The sequence below is a fragment of the Gracilibacillus timonensis genome, from assembly GCF_900086715.1.
GTDB classification, from domain to species: Bacteria; Bacillota; Bacilli; order Bacillales; family Amphibacillaceae; genus Gracilibacillus; species Gracilibacillus timonensis.
On sequence record NZ_FLKH01000012.1, the window covers coordinates 977,094 to 992,607 of the forward strand.

At 41.5% G+C, this 15,514-nt stretch carries 14 protein-coding genes; all 14 read left to right on the top strand.

The window, feature by feature from the left end; all coding sequences use genetic code 11:
- The first annotated feature begins 7 nt into the window (after positions 1-7).
- The 14 genes from bshA (at position 8) to nth (ending at position 14,326) form a co-directional block, all read left to right on the top strand.
- Complete coding sequence (bshA, locus tag BN6556_RS15870) at positions 8-1,138, top strand: N-acetyl-alpha-D-glucosaminyl L-malate synthase BshA (RefSeq protein ID WP_066193241.1); 1,131 nt, start codon at positions 8-10, stop codon at positions 1,136-1,138.
- Positions 1,128-2,315: a CCA tRNA nucleotidyltransferase gene (locus BN6556_RS15875; RefSeq protein WP_161485718.1), complete on the top strand. Its 1,188-nt coding sequence runs from the start codon at positions 1,128-1,130 to the stop codon at positions 2,313-2,315. The genes bshA and BN6556_RS15875 overlap by 11 nt, the downstream gene beginning before the upstream one ends.
- A complete protein-coding gene (locus BN6556_RS15880) occupies positions 2,305-3,282 on the top strand; it encodes a biotin--[acetyl-CoA-carboxylase] ligase (RefSeq protein ID WP_066193244.1) in 978 nt (325 codons plus the stop codon). Before BN6556_RS15875 ends, BN6556_RS15880 begins: the two co-directional genes overlap by 11 nt.
- 12 nt (positions 3,283-3,294) lie before the next feature.
- Positions 3,295-4,131, top strand: a complete 837-nt coding sequence (gene panB, locus BN6556_RS15885) for a 3-methyl-2-oxobutanoate hydroxymethyltransferase (protein WP_066193245.1) — start codon at positions 3,295-3,297, stop codon at positions 4,129-4,131.
- A 2-nt stretch (positions 4,132-4,133) separates the two neighbouring features.
- Positions 4,134-5,009 carry a pantoate--beta-alanine ligase gene (panC, locus tag BN6556_RS15890; protein WP_130859876.1) on the top strand — a complete coding sequence of 292 codons (876 nt, stop codon included), beginning with the start codon at positions 4,134-4,136 and terminating at the stop codon, positions 5,007-5,009.
- Positions 5,010-5,020: 11 nt separating this feature from the next.
- On the top strand, positions 5,021-5,404 hold the full coding sequence (panD, locus tag BN6556_RS15895; protein ID WP_066193247.1) for an aspartate 1-decarboxylase: 384 nt from the start codon (positions 5,021-5,023) through the stop codon (positions 5,402-5,404).
- 166 nt (positions 5,405-5,570) lie between these two features.
- Positions 5,571-8,195 carry an ATP-dependent DNA helicase DinG gene (dinG, locus tag BN6556_RS15900; protein ID WP_066193251.1) on the top strand — a complete coding sequence of 875 codons (2,625 nt, stop codon included), beginning with the start codon at positions 5,571-5,573 and terminating at the stop codon, positions 8,193-8,195.
- Between the two features lie 124 nt (positions 8,196-8,319).
- A complete protein-coding gene (locus BN6556_RS15905; protein ID WP_066193253.1) occupies positions 8,320-9,123 on the top strand; it encodes a ComEC/Rec2 family competence protein in 804 nt (267 codons plus the stop codon).
- Positions 9,124-9,387: 264 nt separating this feature from the next.
- Positions 9,388-9,564: a YpmA family protein gene (locus BN6556_RS21745; RefSeq protein WP_235817581.1), complete on the top strand. Its 177-nt coding sequence runs from the start codon at positions 9,388-9,390 to the stop codon at positions 9,562-9,564.
- A complete protein-coding gene (locus tag BN6556_RS15910) occupies positions 9,527-10,060 on the top strand; it encodes a cell wall elongation regulator TseB-like domain-containing protein (RefSeq protein WP_066193254.1) in 534 nt (177 codons plus the stop codon). The genes BN6556_RS21745 and BN6556_RS15910 overlap by 38 nt, the downstream gene beginning before the upstream one ends.
- Before the next feature lie 23 nt (positions 10,061-10,083).
- Positions 10,084-11,265: a pyridoxal phosphate-dependent aminotransferase gene (locus BN6556_RS15915; RefSeq protein ID WP_066193255.1), complete on the top strand. Its 1,182-nt coding sequence runs from the start codon at positions 10,084-10,086 to the stop codon at positions 11,263-11,265.
- A 14-nt stretch (positions 11,266-11,279) separates the two neighbouring features.
- Positions 11,280-12,572, top strand: a complete 1,293-nt coding sequence (gene asnS / locus BN6556_RS15920) for an asparagine--tRNA ligase (RefSeq protein WP_066193259.1) — start codon at positions 11,280-11,282, stop codon at positions 12,570-12,572.
- 402 nt (positions 12,573-12,974) lie between these two features.
- Positions 12,975-13,652, top strand: a complete 678-nt coding sequence (locus tag BN6556_RS15925) for a DnaD domain-containing protein (protein ID WP_066193260.1) — start codon at positions 12,975-12,977, stop codon at positions 13,650-13,652.
- Positions 13,653-13,666: 14 nt separating this feature from the next.
- Positions 13,667-14,326, top strand: coding sequence for an endonuclease III (gene nth / locus BN6556_RS15930; protein ID WP_066193261.1), 660 nt, complete (start codon positions 13,667-13,669; stop codon positions 14,324-14,326).
- Positions 14,327-15,514: the final 1,188 nt, after the last annotated feature.

The following is a 15,514-nucleotide window of genomic DNA, read 5'->3' on the forward strand; positions in this document are numbered from 1 at the left end:
TTTAAATATGTTAAAAATAGGTATTATTTGTTATCCCTCAGTGGGAGGTTCTGGCATTATCGCCACGGAACTAGGGAAAATGCTAGCTAGAAAAGGATATGAGATTCATTTTATTACCTCTAGTGTGCCATATCGGCTGGATTCGTATTATCAGAATGTCTATTTTCATGAGGTGGAAATGAATCATTATCCTGTTTTTCAATATCCGCCTTATGATTTAGCGCTGGCAACTAAGGTAGCAGAGGTCATTGATACCGAACAGCTGGATATTATTCACGCCCATTATGCCGTACCACATGCGATTTGTGCCATCTTAGCTAAACAGATGGCGGAACATCCGGTTAAGATTGTAACGACCTTACACGGTACAGATATTACCGTATTAGGCATTGATTTAAGCTTGAAGAAGATGATTCAATTTGGTATTGAACAATCAGACGCTGTTACCGCAGTCTCAGAAAGTTTGGTTCGGCAGACCAAGGAAATGTTAGCAATCAAGCGACCGATAGATGTGGTGTATAACTTCATTAATGAAGAAGATTACTATCCACGTGATACGAACTGGAAAGAAGAATATCAGATACCTGCTGATGAAAAGGTGCTGGTTCATATTTCTAACTTTCGTAAGGTCAAGAGAATGGAGGATGTCATCAAGGCATTTGCGCTGATTTATGATCAGGTGCCATCTCGACTATTACTAATTGGTGATGGACCAGAAAATGCCAGAATGCATGAGCTTGTGCGTGAACTTAACCTTGAACATGTCGTTCATTTTTTAGGAAAGCAAAAGAATATACCTGAGCTTTTATCGGTGGCCGATTTGAAATTACTTTTATCAGAGAAGGAAAGTTTTGGCTTAGTGTTATTGGAGGCAATGGCTTGTGGTGTCCCATGTATTGGTACCAATGTAGGAGGTATTCCTGAGGTGATAGAAGATGGGGTAAATGGTTATATCGAAGAGATGGGTGATATCAGAGCGGTTGCCAGTCGAGCAATCGAACTGCTACAAGATGATGATAAATGGCTGCAATTTTCAGAGAAAGCGAAGCAGCGAGTCAAAGAAACCTTCTCCTCGGAAAAGGTTTGTCAGGAATATGAAACCATCTATCAACGTGTGCTTGGTGAAGATGATGTGTAAGGAACTTTTTAAACGAGCAGAAGAAATTATCGAAAGACTGGAGCAGGCAGGTTTTGCAGGTTATATCGTTGGCGGAGCAGTAAGGGATACCTTGCTGCATCGCAAGATTGGTGATATGGATATCGCAACCGACGCAAAGCCAGAAGAGGTACAGGCATTATTTCCTAAGGTGGTGCCAACCGGTATACAACACGGTACGGTGCTTGTTAGGCATCATGGTCTCTCGTTTGAGCTAACCACTTTTCGAACGGAGTCTGGTTATAGTGATTTTCGTCGGCCGGATCAGGTGCGATTTGTCACGGAATTGCAAACCGATTTAAGTAGACGAGATTTTACGATCAATGCCATTGCGATGGACCGTTTTCAAACGATTATTGATCCCTTTGGTGGGCAGACCGATATGCAGCGACGTCTCGTTCGTACGGTAGGCAATCCAGCCGATCGCTTTCAAGAGGATCCGCTGCGTATGATGCGTGCGATACGTTTTCAGGCGCAACTGGGATTTGCGATTGCGGAGAATACCATGACTGCTATGCGAGCACATGCCCATCTTATACGGCACATTGCGGTAGAACGGTTGGCGATAGAGTGGGAGAAGATGATGACAGGCGATTACTTTTCTCACGCAAAAGAAGGGCTTCTTCAATCAGGTTTACTCCGTTACTTGCCGGTATTCACTGATAACCAGCCTTTGCACCGTTTATTTGCGACAGTGGATCAGCCTTTTACTGGATGGGCCAATTGGATTGCCTATATGGATATTGCTTGTCCCAATTCTTCTGTTACCGATTGGGTGCGGGAATGGAAATTATCCAATCAAGTCAAAAAGGATAGCAAACTATTGGTGCACCTTTATCAGTCGTTTCAGCATGAACCGATCGAATGGACGGTTTATCAATTACCGAACGCATTAATGGATGATTTTTTACAATTATTAACTAGATTAGGTTTTTCTGATTTAACTGCTAAAGATATTGCCTCTTATCAAGAGCAATTGCCGATTAAGATCAGACAAGAGATGGCAGTAGACGGAAAGGATTTACAGCAATTTTTCCCGAATCGACCACGTGGTGCTTGGCTGCGAGAGCAATTAGAGGTATTAGAGAAAGCGATCGTGCTACAAGAAATAGTGAATGATTATGATACAATAAGAGAGTGGTTAAAGCATGGCAATTAATAAGCGACAGCAATTAATAACCATATTGGCTAATCATGCCGATGATTATATTTCAGGACAGGCTATCTCTGATCAATTAAACATTTCCAGGACGGCTGTTTGGAAGCATATTAATGAGTTAAAAAAGGCCGGTTATCAATTTGAATCGGTGCCACGGAAGGGATATCGTTTATTAGCCAGACCGACTGCGTTGAATGATCATACAGTTCAATGGGGACTTGAGACTGATTGGCTTGGTCAAACCATCATCTTTCAAGAGGAAATGCCATCGACACAGGATTTGGCTCATGAGTTGGCACGCAAGGATTACCCCCATGGAACCGTCGTCTTGACTAATTTCCAACAGGCCGGTAGAGGCAGGATGGAACGGGTATGGGAATCCAACAATCATGGTGGAATCTGGCTAAGCCTGTTGCTGCGGCCCAATATACCCCCATATCAAGCCTCACAGATGACCCTGTTTGTTGCGGTCACCTTGGTAGAAACCTTGGAACGGCTGACAGATCAACGTATCGAAATCAAATGGCCAAACGATTTATTTATAAATGGCAAGAAAATCTGTGGTATTCTGACCGAAATGCAAGCAGAGTTAGAAGCAATCAACTATTTAGTCATCGGTTTTGGCATTAATGTGAATCAAACAAGTGAGGATTTTCCAGAGAGACTCCAGGACAGATCCACCTCTTTACAGATGGAAACTAAGCAGTATTGGAATCGTTCAACGATCATACAAGCCATCTTGAAGGATTTTGAATATGCCTATCAGCGTTATTTAAATAACGGCTTTGATGAGGTGAAGCAGAAATGGCTGCAACATGCCTATAGATTGAATCAAACCCTTACAATTAAGCAGCATCATGATGTATTCGAGGCCCAAATCGAAGGGATTAATCATGATGGGGCATTGCTTGTTAAGACAGAGAATGGCAAACAACGTATGATTTATAGCGCCGAAATAGACTGGTGAGGAGTGAAAAAGATGAAAAATACGATGACGTTCCAACAAATGAAGGAAAAAGGGGAAAAAATCTCGATGGTGACCGCTTATGATTATCCCAATGCCAAACTAGCGGAACAAGCGGGGATGGACATGCTGTTAGTAGGAGATTCCTTAGGGATGGTTGTATTAGGTTATAGCTCCACCATCAATGTTACCATGAATGATATGATTCACCATGGGAAAGCAGTAACTCGGGGAGCAACGGATACATTTACCGTTATTGATATGCCATTTATGTCTTATCATCTGTCAGTTGAAAAGGCAATGGAGAATGCCCAACAGCTTATCCAGCAGACAAAGGCACAGGCAGTGAAATTGGAAGGTGCAGCTGCGGATACATTAACCACTATTAAAAAATTGACAGAAGCAGGGGTCCCAGTGGTAGGACATATAGGGTTAACACCTCAGTCAGTGCATACTCTGGGTGGTTACCGAGTCCAAGGAAAAGATAAAGAAACAGCCAAACAGTTAATTGCAGACTCCCTTAAACTGGAAGAAAACGGTGCATTTGCAGTTGTATTAGAGTGTGTCCCAGAACAGCTGGCGCGATATATTTCTGAACAGCTGACGATCCCAACTATTGGTATAGGTGCAGGAAAGGATTGTGATGGTCAGGTATTAGTCTATCATGATATCTTACAGTATGGTACAGATTTTAAACCGTCATTTGTTAAGGTGTATCATGAGACGGGTAACGATATTCAGTCCGCCTTGCAGCACTATCAACAAGAGGTAAAAGCAGGCACATTTCCAGATGCGTCCAGCTCTTTTCAAATGGATCCGCAGCTGATCGAAGAATTACTGTTGGAGGATTAATGATGACACAGGTAATACGAACCGTAGCAGAAATAAGACAAGTAACCGAACAAATCAAAGCTAGACAACAGACGATAGGTTTTGTGCCAACGATGGGTTATCTCCATGAAGGACATACAACATTAATCGATAATGCCAAACAAGATACTGATTTCGTGATCGCTAGTATTTTTGTCAATCCTTTGCAGTTTGGACCAAATGAAGACTTTGATAAATATCCAAGAGATGAAGTTCACGATTTATTACTGGCAAAGCAACATGGGGTAGATTACTTATTTATGCCGACGATAAACGAGATGTATCCAGCTGAACCCACCATTCGATTACATGTGGAAAAACGGACAGATGTGCTTTGCGGTAAGTCTCGACCGGGTCATTTTGATGGTGTTGTGACTGTTTTATCGAAGTTATTTCATCTCACCAAGGCCGATTTCGCCTATTTTGGTTTGAAAGATGCCCAGCAAGCGGCCATTGTCGACGCTTTAGTAACAGACTTAAACTACGAAACGACAATGGTGGGAGTTCCTACCGTTAGAGAAACAGATGGATTAGCGAAAAGCAGCCGAAATGTCTATTTAAGCGAACAAGAAAGACAGGAAGCAAAAGAGATCTATCTATCCTTGCAAAAGGGAAGGCAACTAATGGTTGACGGCAACCGAAATCCTGCTATGATAATAGAGGAAGTGAAAACAAGAATCCATCAAAAAACAAATGGTATCATTGATTATGTCGAAATATTATCCTATCCATCCTTGCAGCCATTGGAAATGGTTCAAGGTCAAGTCATTATCGCCGCAGCCGTTCAATTTAAGCAAGCAAGGCTGATTGATAATATCATTATGGATGAACGTGGTCAGATACCAGATGTTATTTTTTAGGGGGAATCATCATGTTACGAACGATGATGAAGTCTAAGATTCATCGAGCGAGAGTGACGGAAGCTAATTTGGATTATGTTGGCAGTATTACGATTGATCAAGAAATTATGGAACATGTCGATATTTTGCCACATGAGAAGGTGCAGATTGTTAATAATAATAATGGCGAACGCTTTGAAACATATGTGATTGCGGGGGAAAGAGGAAGCCGAGTATTCTGTTTGAATGGTGCGGCTGCACGAAAGGTTCAGCCTCATGATGTCATTATTGTGGTGGCCTATGCGATGGTTGCAGAAGAAGAATTGGCGGATTTCCAGCCTAAAGTGGCGATACTAGATGAAAAGAATCAAGTAGAACAAATGTTACAGCAAGAACCGCCTCTCACACGTCTGTAGAAACTCTTATCCTGTGCTGATAAGAGTTTCTTTCGTCATGTGTTTACAGGGAAGCGACCTGTTGTTTGGTCTCCATGGAGATCCCTATCCTTATCAGAAAGCAAAACGGAATCGTTTTTCTGGTAATATGGAGTATAGTACATAATCAAGAAGCGGAGATGATCCTTTGCAGAAATATGTTGTAGTGGATGTGGAAACAACGGGACAATCCGTCCCAAAAGGTGACCGCATGATTGAAATAGCGATAGTGGTAATTGAAAACGACCAAATTACCCAGCAATATATGCAGTTAATAAATCCTGAAAAACCAATTCCAGCGTTTATTTCCCAGCTTACCTCAATTGAAGATCAGGACGTCGTTGACCAGCCTATTTTTGAGGATATCATCGAGACAGTGGAGCCTTTACTGGAAGGGGCGGTATTTGTGGCTCACAATGCTCCGTTTGATTTATCCTTTTTAAATGGCGAGCTTATTCGGGCGGGAAAGCAGAAGCGAACCCCGTACGTGATCGATACAGTGGAATTAGCGCGAATTCTATTGCCACAGGCACCAAGCTATAAGCTGAATGAATTGGCCGAGTATTTGCAAATTACTCACAATAATCCGCATCGTGCTTTATCAGATGCCCTGGTGACAGCTGATCTGTTACTTCTTTTAAAAAATAAATTTCAGCACCTACCGCAAAACGTGATACAACAAATTCTATCCCTGTCGTCTGGTTTTCGTTCGGACTGGCAGATCATCCATCAAGAGATCGATCAATATGCAGACAGATCTGATATGGAAACATATCGAGGCTTTTCCATGAAGAAGATGGCACAAACCACACCAAAGGAACAGGTGATCACGGAAGATTTCGCCGCTTTTGCAGAAGACTGTTACCGTTATTTAGCCGAGACCAACTCGGATTATGAAGAGCGGCCAGGGCAAGCAGAAATTAGTAATATTGTTTTTGATCATTTTCGCATGAATCAGCATGCTTTAATCGAGGCTGAAACAGGATTAGGGAAGACGATTGCGTATTTAATTCCAATGATCTATGAAGCCCTGTCTTTTCATCATCGAGTAGTTGTTAGCACAAATAATACCAATCTCCAGTCACAGCTGTTGGAACAGGATATGAAAAAGCTTGGAATTCCGGTTCGTGCGGCGATCATTAAGGGAAAGAATCATTACTTGAGCTTACAGAATTTTGAACAATTTTACCAAGACAAGAGCCGATCTTCCTATCAAGATCGCATGTTTAAGGCCATGATATTGGTATGGTTAACGGAAACGTCGACAGGCGATATCGATGAATTGCAATTCTCTTTGCATAAACAACCCGCGTTATACCAATTAGTGAGCCAACACCAGAGATTACAGCCTGCTTGGCAAGGTTATTGTTTCTATGAGAGAACGCTGGCACAAGCTGATCAGGCGTCTGTTATCATTACTAATCACGCCTTGCTGGCCATTGATATGTTATCTGAATACGACATCCTGCCGTCATACCAGAAATTAGTGGTGGATGAAGCACATCAACTGGAAGAAGTAGCCGCCAATTATCTGGGAGCATCGGTTAGCTATGTAGAAATAACTGCTTTTTTCCATCCATTAGAAAAACAAACATTGCAAGATATATGGTTAAGCGAATCAATTGAGACGTGCAAATACGAATTGGATCTCTTTTTTAGACAGTTATTTCAGTATGTGCAAGCAAAAAATAAACAAGGGCGTATGGTATCTGATATAGGCAGACTCAAAGCCGTATGGGACAATCAGGCTCGAATCGACTATCAAGATGCCACCAAACGGGTGATGTTACTGCTTGACCAATTGGTTCCGTTTTTTGATGAAGAAACACAGCAGCAACTGACGGCATATAAAGAGGTAATCCGTCAATTACTGCTTCAAGAAACCAATGAATCGATCACTTGGCTGGAAATTGACCCTCAGGGAGCCGAGAATGCCGTTTATATCCAACAAGAGCCTTTTTCTGTGCAAGAAGAGCTCCAAGATTATTTATTTTCTCAAAAAGAATCCGTCATTTTAATCAGTGCTACCTTGACCATGAATCGATCCTTTAGCTATATGAAAGCAAAACTCGGTCTTATCTCCAGCCAGGTCAAAGAATATGTGATGGATCCGTATTTTGACTATAAACGAAACGTACAATTATTGATTCCCAATAATTTACCGGCGTTTCAATATCCGAAAAACGAGGCTTTTCTGTATGCGATTAATGAAGCCATCGTCTCGATTGCCGTACAAAGCAAGGGGCGATTATTGGTATTATTCACGTCTTATGATATGTTGAAAAAAAGTTATTATATACTGAAGGAAGTGGAAGAGCTTCAAGATTATTTGCTGCTCGGTCAAGGTCTTACAACCGGAAGCAGGAATCGTTTGATCAAGCAGTTTCAAGGGTTTGATCAATCGATCTTGTTGGGAACGAATGCCTATTGGCAAGGCGTGGATATTCCAGGAGATGACTTGTCTTGCCTAGTTATTGTGAAATTACCTTTTCAATCCCCGCAAGATCCGATTTTTCAAGCGAAATCAGCTTATCTAAAATCGAGGGGGAAAAATCCTTTTCGGGAATTATCTTTACCACAGGCTGTTCTTCAATTTAAACAAGGATTCGGCAGGTTGATCCGTAAACATACGGATAAGGGGAGTGTGTTGGTATTCGATGATCGGTTAATCACCAAACGTTATGGCCAATCATTTATTGATTCGGTACCAGATATTCCAGTCTTTTACGAACCGATCGAAGAATTGATTGAACGAATTAGTAGGGAAGGATAATAATACGTCATTGTGAAAACCTAACGGATAGAGAACGCTCCAAATGAGTTATGTTATGCTGCTTCTTATATGGGACATAAAATGCTTGGAGCTTCATCATATTCTGTAGAAGGTAGGTCCCACAATGAAATACCAAATATATGGATTATTTATCCTTGTTTTCTTGTTGATGGGGGCCAATGCGGTTTCCATACCATCGATCCCTAAGCTCGATGAAGGTGAGATGGATATGCTATTTATGAATTTACCAGATGGAGAAGCCAGCTTGTTAACGAATGCTAAAGGAGAAAATGTCCTGATTAATACGGCGTCAGAGCGTAGTCAAAAACAACTTTATCAAATGTTAAGCCGTTTAAATATTGATACGTTGGACTGGGTTATTATTACAAATCCTGATGAGGCGTATACTGGTAACCTAGACTACCTCATCGATCATTATCAAGTGAAAAAAATAGTAGTGCCCATCTCCTTTGAAACAGCTCGTATCGATTCACAAAAGGTGGAAAAATGGAACCTGTCTCAAAACTACGCTATTTGGGATAACTTAAATATGGAGGCATTTGATCAATCGGAGGAAGGAAATATTTCATTTCTCCTCCACTATGAAAAAGAAACCATCTTGTTTTTAAACCATCATGGGGAAATGATGGAAAAAAGACTGCTGCAATTGGTACAGGATGTGGATATGATCAAAATTGCAGACTTTGGCAGTGTTAATTCGCCGTCAGAGCAATTATTAGCAAGGTTGGATCCCTATTTATGTGTGATATTTCCTAGTCAAACGGAAGAAATAAGTGATGCCTTAGTGGAACGATTAAGTGCTACCTGGATCGATGTTTATTTTTTACAGCAAACAGGCTCCGTTTATGTCCGTTTGACTGGCCGGGATTATGAAATATTAACAGGGAATAGCGCGGTCAATGCTTAAGAGAATAAAATCAAATTTTTTCTGCTAAAACTGTTGTTATTAGTTGAAAAATTGCTGAAAGTCCATCAAAATAAGGAAAGAGGTATTATGGGATAAAGGAAAAAGATTCATTTGCTGAGATGGTGTGTAGAGCGACGAGTTCGGTACTCGTCGTCTGCTCCTGTCCTGTTATTCAAAGCAAGCTCATCCTAACCACGGATGCGGCCCGTAATTCATCTGTGTAGTAATGCAAAATCAGAAAGGGTTGCTTGGAGGTGGAGAAAAATCAATCGATCTACTAAAACGACATTATCTACCGTTGAGGTACACTATTCTGATGATTTGTATAAGCTGGTTGACAGCTTAAATCGCACATTAAAGCAAGATAATTTAACATTTGGACTAACATTAAGTGAGGAAAATCATGAGAAGGCAATTTTCAGCATCTATCGAATTCAATAAATTTTGGTTGGTTTTTGTGATCGTGCTTTTGATAATCATTGGTTGTTTTATTTATCTTTATTCGCTTTATCAAGACACATTGGAAAATAAAACAGAAGGGGATCCGAGCGATATCGAGGAATTGGCAATAGAGAATACCGATATAGCAGAGATTGATTCCGTTGAACGTTATCATGGCGATTATGTCTATTATGTAATAGACGGTAGTAACGAAGAAGGAACCGAACAGTTCGTATTTATGCATCGGCCGGAGGAAGAAGACTGGCAATTCCAAAGCTTCGATAAGGAACCGTTTCATTCGAAAGATACCTTATTGTCAGAATGGTCCGATCGTTGTGACGGCTGTGAATATTTAGGTGACACGATTGGGATTGACGAGGAAACACCAATACTCGAAATTAAGTTCTTTAATCCATCCCAACAACTAGTTTATGAGAATGTCGTATTGGAAGACAAGAGCTACAATCGATTAACCTTAGATCCTACATTTAATTAAATAAAGAAAGGTGAATGAAAAGTATGCAATTAGCAAACAGAGTACAAACATTAACCCCCTCATCAACCCTAGCGATTACTGCAAAGGCAAAGGAGTTGAAGCAGGCTGGACATGACGTGATCGGCTTAGGTGCAGGTGAACCTGATTTTAATACCCCCGCTCCGATTATAGAGGCGGCCAAACAGGCGATGGACGAGGGCTTCACTAAGTACACTCCTGCTGGGGGAACGGTTGGGTTAAAACAAGCCATTCAAACCAAGATAAAAGCAGATCAAGGTCTGGACTATGGATTAGATCAAATCATTGTAACGATGGGTGCTAAGCATGCATTATACACCTTGTTTCAAGTATTGTTAAATAAAGGCGATGAAGTGATTGTTCCTGCGCCTTACTGGGTTAGTTATCCAGAACAGGTCAAATTGGCAGAAGGGAATCCGGTCTTTGTCGAAGCAGAAGAAGAAAATGATTTTAAACTGACACCAGAACAATTAGAACAGGCGATTACGGAAAAAACAAAGGCTGTTATTATTAACTCCCCAAGTAATCCAACTGGTGTCATGTATGAAAAAGAAGAACTGGCTGCCTTAGGTGAGGTGTGTCTGCGTCATGATATCTTTATTGTATCGGATGAAATTTATGAAAAACTGATCTATACATCGACAAAACATGTGTCTATTGCCGAGCTATCAAGTGCTCTAAAAGATAAAACCATTATCATTAACGGAGTATCTAAATCACATTCCATGACCGGCTGGCGTATTGGTTATGCAATTGGTAATCAACAGATTATTAAAGCAATGTCGAACTTAGCTTCTCATTCTACCTCTAATCCTACTTCCATTTCACAGGTAGCGGCTGAGGCGGCTTACACTGGTTCACAAGCACCGGTTGAAGAAATGCGTCAAGCCTTTAGTGAACGATTAGAGAAATTGTATGAGTGGCTGGTGGCCATTCCAGGTGTTGAATGTGTCAAACCAAAGGGTGCCTTTTATCTATTTCCTAACGTACAAAAGGCGGTAAAACAAAATGGTTTTGATTCTGTAGATGCATGGGTGACGGCGTTGTTAGAAGAAGAGAAAGTGGCGCTAGTACCTGGATCAGGATTTGGTGCACCAGAAAATGTACGGCTATCCTATGCCATTTCTTTAGAGCAATTAGAAGAAGCAGCGAAGCGCATTAAGCGCTTTGTAGAGAATCATCAGTAAGTGGAGGAAAGAACATGAAAACGACAATTAATCGTGTGTCTGCTTATGTAGACCAAGAAGTAACCATCGGTGCTTGGTTAAATAACAAGCGCTCCAGTGGTAAGATTGCCTTTCTGCAGCTGCGGGATGGCACCGGTTTTATTCAAGGTGTAGTGGTCAAGTCCGCTGTATCAGAAGAGATATTTCAGTTAGCTAAATCGCTGACACAGGAGTCTTCTTTGTACGTAACGGGTACCGTGGTTGAGGATTCACGCTCGCCATTTGGTTACGAACTGCAGGTCAGCCATTTAGAGCTGATTCATGAAGCGGTCGACTATCCGATTACACCAAAGGATCATGGTACGGAATTTTTAATGGATCATCGCCATTTGTGGCTTCGTTCCAAGAAACAGCATGCCATTATGAAAATAAGGGATCAAATCATCCAAGCAACCTATCAGTTTTTCCAAAGGGAAGGCTTTACCAAGATTGATCCGCCTATTTTAACAGGTGCTGCCGCAGAAGGTACCACCGAACTCTTTCATACGCAATATTTTGAGGAAGAGGCATATTTGTCGCAAAGTGGCCAGTTATATATGGAAGCAGCCGCTATGGCTTTCAATCGTGTTTTTTCATTTGGTCCAACTTTCCGTGCAGAAAAATCCAAAACAAGAAGACACCTGATTGAGTTTTGGATGATTGAACCGGAAATGGCGTTTGTAACTCATGAGGAGAGTCTAGTTATTCAAGAGCAGTATGTACAATATATTGCAGAATCCGTGCTAGCTAATTGTCAGCTAGAGCTGCTCACTTTAGAAAGGGATACAGCTGCCTTAGAGAAAATCAAGGCTCCTTTTCCGCGAATCAGCTATGATGAAGCCGTTGAATTTTTAAAAGAAAAAGGTTTTACCGATATTGAATGGGGGGAAGACTTTGGTGCACCGCATGAAACTGCGATTGCCGAAAGTTATGATCAACCCGTATTTATCACCCATTATCCGAAGTCCATTAAGGCGTTCTATATGAAACCAGATCCCGAACGAGAAGATGTTGTGTTGTGTGCCGATTTAATTGCCCCAGAGGGTTATGGCGAAATTATCGGAGGATCGGCGAGAATCGATGATTTGGATTTAATGGAACAGCGTTATCAGGAGCACCAATTATCAGGTGACGCTTATGAGTGGTATTTAGAGTTACGTAAGTATGGGAGTGTACCGCATGCCGGCTTTGGACTAGGTCTGGAACGGACGGTTGCCTGGATTAGCGGCGTAGAACACGTCAGAGAAACCATTCCATTTCCTAGACTACTCAATCGACTATATCCTTAACCAAGTGTAATCCTTTGCCCCAACTCGCAAAGGATTACGCTATTTCAGTAGCTTTAGTTGGAAATCATACGGACACTACAAAACATAAAATGGTGCTTTGAGTAAAGCTGTCGATGGTGGATGATGTTAAGTAACTAGTCCATCAATTCCATGCAGTAAATCGGATTGCTTGTCAGTGCGAGGAAACGCTCTGGAAATGGTTGTAAGTGCAGTATATTCCCGCCGCACAGGTGAAACGATCAAACTCACTACGCAGGAAAGTAGACTACCTTAAACAAAGCTTCTCATCGTAAGAAATCGTTTGAGAGGAAACATTGTTCCGTTGCTCATAGCTACAAGATCAACGATACAGCCAAATACTCTTCTTAACTAATCAACATCAAGCATACGAGGAGGATCAACATGAATGAACACTTACAAAAAGTCATACAGGATCAAATCAACGTTCCCGCCGAGTTGATTAGGAACTATGCATTATTGTCCATTAATGAAATGCAGTTGGCCATTATTTTGCAGATTTATTTAGCTCAGCGGGAGGGAAACCCATTTCCAACCCCCGAGGGTATTGCCGAGCATTTATCGATATCCAGTAATCAATGTTCCCATTTATTACGTCAACTCATTCAACAAAATTTACTCCAGATAGAAGAGAATAGAAGCAATGATATGATTAATGAATATTACTCTTTAGATCCTTTATGGGAACGATTATACCATGAGAAGGAGCAGCCAGTTGAATCGCTTCACGAGAAAGTTGGAGAAGTATTCCAGAAATTTGAACAAGAGTTTGGTCGAGCTTTATCTCCCTTTGAAATTGAGATGATTAATAATTGGCTGGATGAGGATCACCATGAAATCTCGCTTATTTATGCTGCCTTAAGGGAAGCGGTATTAATGGGGAAGGTTAATTTCAAATATATTGACCGGATCTTAATGGAGTGGAAGAAGAAAGGTATCCAATCACCACAACAAGCGCAGCAATCCAGCAAGGAATTCCATCAAAACATAGGAACGAAACAAACGAAACAAACAGATACCCGTTATGATAAATCTCTGTATTATAATTGGCTGGAGGAATAGAAGGGGGGATTACCATGCTGACAAAAAAAGAAATAGAGATCGTATTGGATCGCATAGAAGACATGTATCCAGATGCCAAATGCGAATTATTACATGATAACCCGTTTGAATTACTGATAGCCGTTGTGTTATCTGCCCAATGTACCGATGCGCTTGTAAATAAGGTGACGAGAACCCTTTTTCAAAAATATAAATCACCAGAGGATTATCTTGCCGTTTCCATTGAGGAATTGCAGCAAGATATTCGTTCGATTGGTTTATATCGAAATAAGTCGAAAAATATTCGTAAGTTATGTCAGACATTAATAGATGATCATGATGGCGTGGTACCTCATACAAAGGCAGAATTGGAGGGACTGGCTGGTGTTGGTCGGAAAACAGCGAACGTGGTTGCCTCGGTTGCATTTGGAGAACCAGCTATTGCAGTGGATACTCATGTCGAAAGGGTGTCCAAGCGTTTGGGGATATGTCGCTGGAAAGATAGTGTCTTAGAAGTGGAAAAGACCTTGATGCGAAAAATACCAAAAGAAGAGTGGAGCAATACGCATCATCGCTTGATTTTCTTCGGCAGGTACCATTGTAAAGCAAAAAGCCCGCAATGTGAGGTCTGTCCTTTATTGGAGCTATGCCGAGAAGGTAAAAAGCGCATGAAGAAACAGGAGGCTCATAGTTAATAACAAAAAATCACTTAGAACGATTGTTGATCTGAAAATGAGCTTTACTTTCGGCTATTGTATAAATGATTTAACCTTCAGAAAAACCGGGCATAATTCGCCCGGTCCTATACCGACCACTCAAAGTAGCCAGACTATTTATTCCACAAAGTAAAGTTGATTGTTTGTCAGTGCTAGGAAACGCTCCGAAAATAGGTTCCGCTTCGATGCACAGGACGTGCAAGTGCAGGCGTGGCGATTGACGTCGTGATCTTAGCCTGCGAACCTTCATGTCAAGGCTCAGCCTCCTCGTCAGCAAAGATCGCTTCCTGCGGGGTCTTCACACTGCACTATTCTAAGGCTTTCTACAAGCGTCAAAAACTAGACAACTTCCCGACAGCGCCTTACGATAAAGAAGACTTGCTGATTGGCGAAGACAGAAGCTTAGTCGCCCTTTCATCGGCTAAAATCGGTCACGTCCTGTGACCAACGCCGATACTTGAACGTCCTGTTCATCGTGCCCTTGGGCGAAAGTCATCATCGGTTCGTCCCTCACCGTGATTCCTTTATCTCAGTCGCTTCGGTCCAGTTGTTACGTTTTTACCCGACGCTTTCCGCCTTTCTTACAGGAGTCTTCACCTATTTCCTCCGCTGGGTAGTAGGACTACAATCAAATGACTGCTAGGATGTAGAATTCTAGACACCATTATCATGCTAGATAAACTTGTTCAGAGCATGATTCGATCCTACATTATGGTTTTTATAAATGAAAGAACCATTTTGTAGCGTGATCCATACGGAGTCGAAAAATCAGTTGACGATTTTCTCCTTTTATTACAACACTGGCTTGATACCTAGAATGCTTCATCCTTGCAGTAACAACCATTGTTGTACGTATATATAGCGGAGGGAATATGCGGAGACTCCTGTGGGACCAGGACGAGCTGAAGATCCACTTGTAAAAGTGCTCTTCTTTTGCAAGTTAGCTGAAGCCGGCCCCACGGAAAGCGCAGCATATTCCCGCAGCGCTTGCTTTGCACAGATAAAACGATCAAACTTACCACTCCAGAAAGTGGTCTACTTTACATCATCCATCTTATCGGTACTCTCGTTCATTCAAGGTCAAAATCATTCCAAGTCCTACTATACCAAGGATTTTATGCTTTTTTTAGAAAAGAAGCAAGATGGATGCTAAAGTCCATCTTGCTT

Excerpts from the sequence above, each read along its gene's own strand:
- panB (WP_066193245.1), top strand. The coding sequence starts at position 3,295 with ATGAAAAATACGATGACGTTCCAACAAATGAAGGAAAAAGGGGAAAAA.
- BN6556_RS15875 (WP_161485718.1), top strand. The coding sequence starts at position 1,128 with ATGATGTGTAAGGAACTTTTTAAACGAGCAGAAGAAATTATCGAAAGA.
- panD (WP_066193247.1), top strand. The coding sequence starts at position 5,021 with ATGTTACGAACGATGATGAAGTCTAAGATTCATCGAGCGAGAGTGACG.
- BN6556_RS15915 (WP_066193255.1), top strand. The coding sequence starts at position 10,084 with ATGCAATTAGCAAACAGAGTACAAACATTAACCCCCTCATCAACCCTA.
- BN6556_RS15905 (WP_066193253.1), top strand. The coding sequence starts at position 8,320 with ATGAAATACCAAATATATGGATTATTTATCCTTGTTTTCTTGTTGATG.
- BN6556_RS15880 (WP_066193244.1), top strand. The coding sequence starts at position 2,305 with ATGGCAATTAATAAGCGACAGCAATTAATAACCATATTGGCTAATCAT.
- BN6556_RS15910 (WP_066193254.1), top strand. The coding sequence starts at position 9,527 with ATGAGAAGGCAATTTTCAGCATCTATCGAATTCAATAAATTTTGGTTG.
- nth (WP_066193261.1), top strand. The coding sequence starts at position 13,667 with ATGCTGACAAAAAAAGAAATAGAGATCGTATTGGATCGCATAGAAGAC.
- asnS (WP_066193259.1), top strand. The coding sequence starts at position 11,280 with ATGAAAACGACAATTAATCGTGTGTCTGCTTATGTAGACCAAGAAGTA.
- BN6556_RS15925 (WP_066193260.1), top strand. The coding sequence starts at position 12,975 with ATGAATGAACACTTACAAAAAGTCATACAGGATCAAATCAACGTTCCC.
- bshA (WP_066193241.1), top strand. The coding sequence starts at position 8 with ATGTTAAAAATAGGTATTATTTGTTATCCCTCAGTGGGAGGTTCTGGC.
- panC (WP_130859876.1), top strand. The coding sequence starts at position 4,134 with ATGACACAGGTAATACGAACCGTAGCAGAAATAAGACAAGTAACCGAA.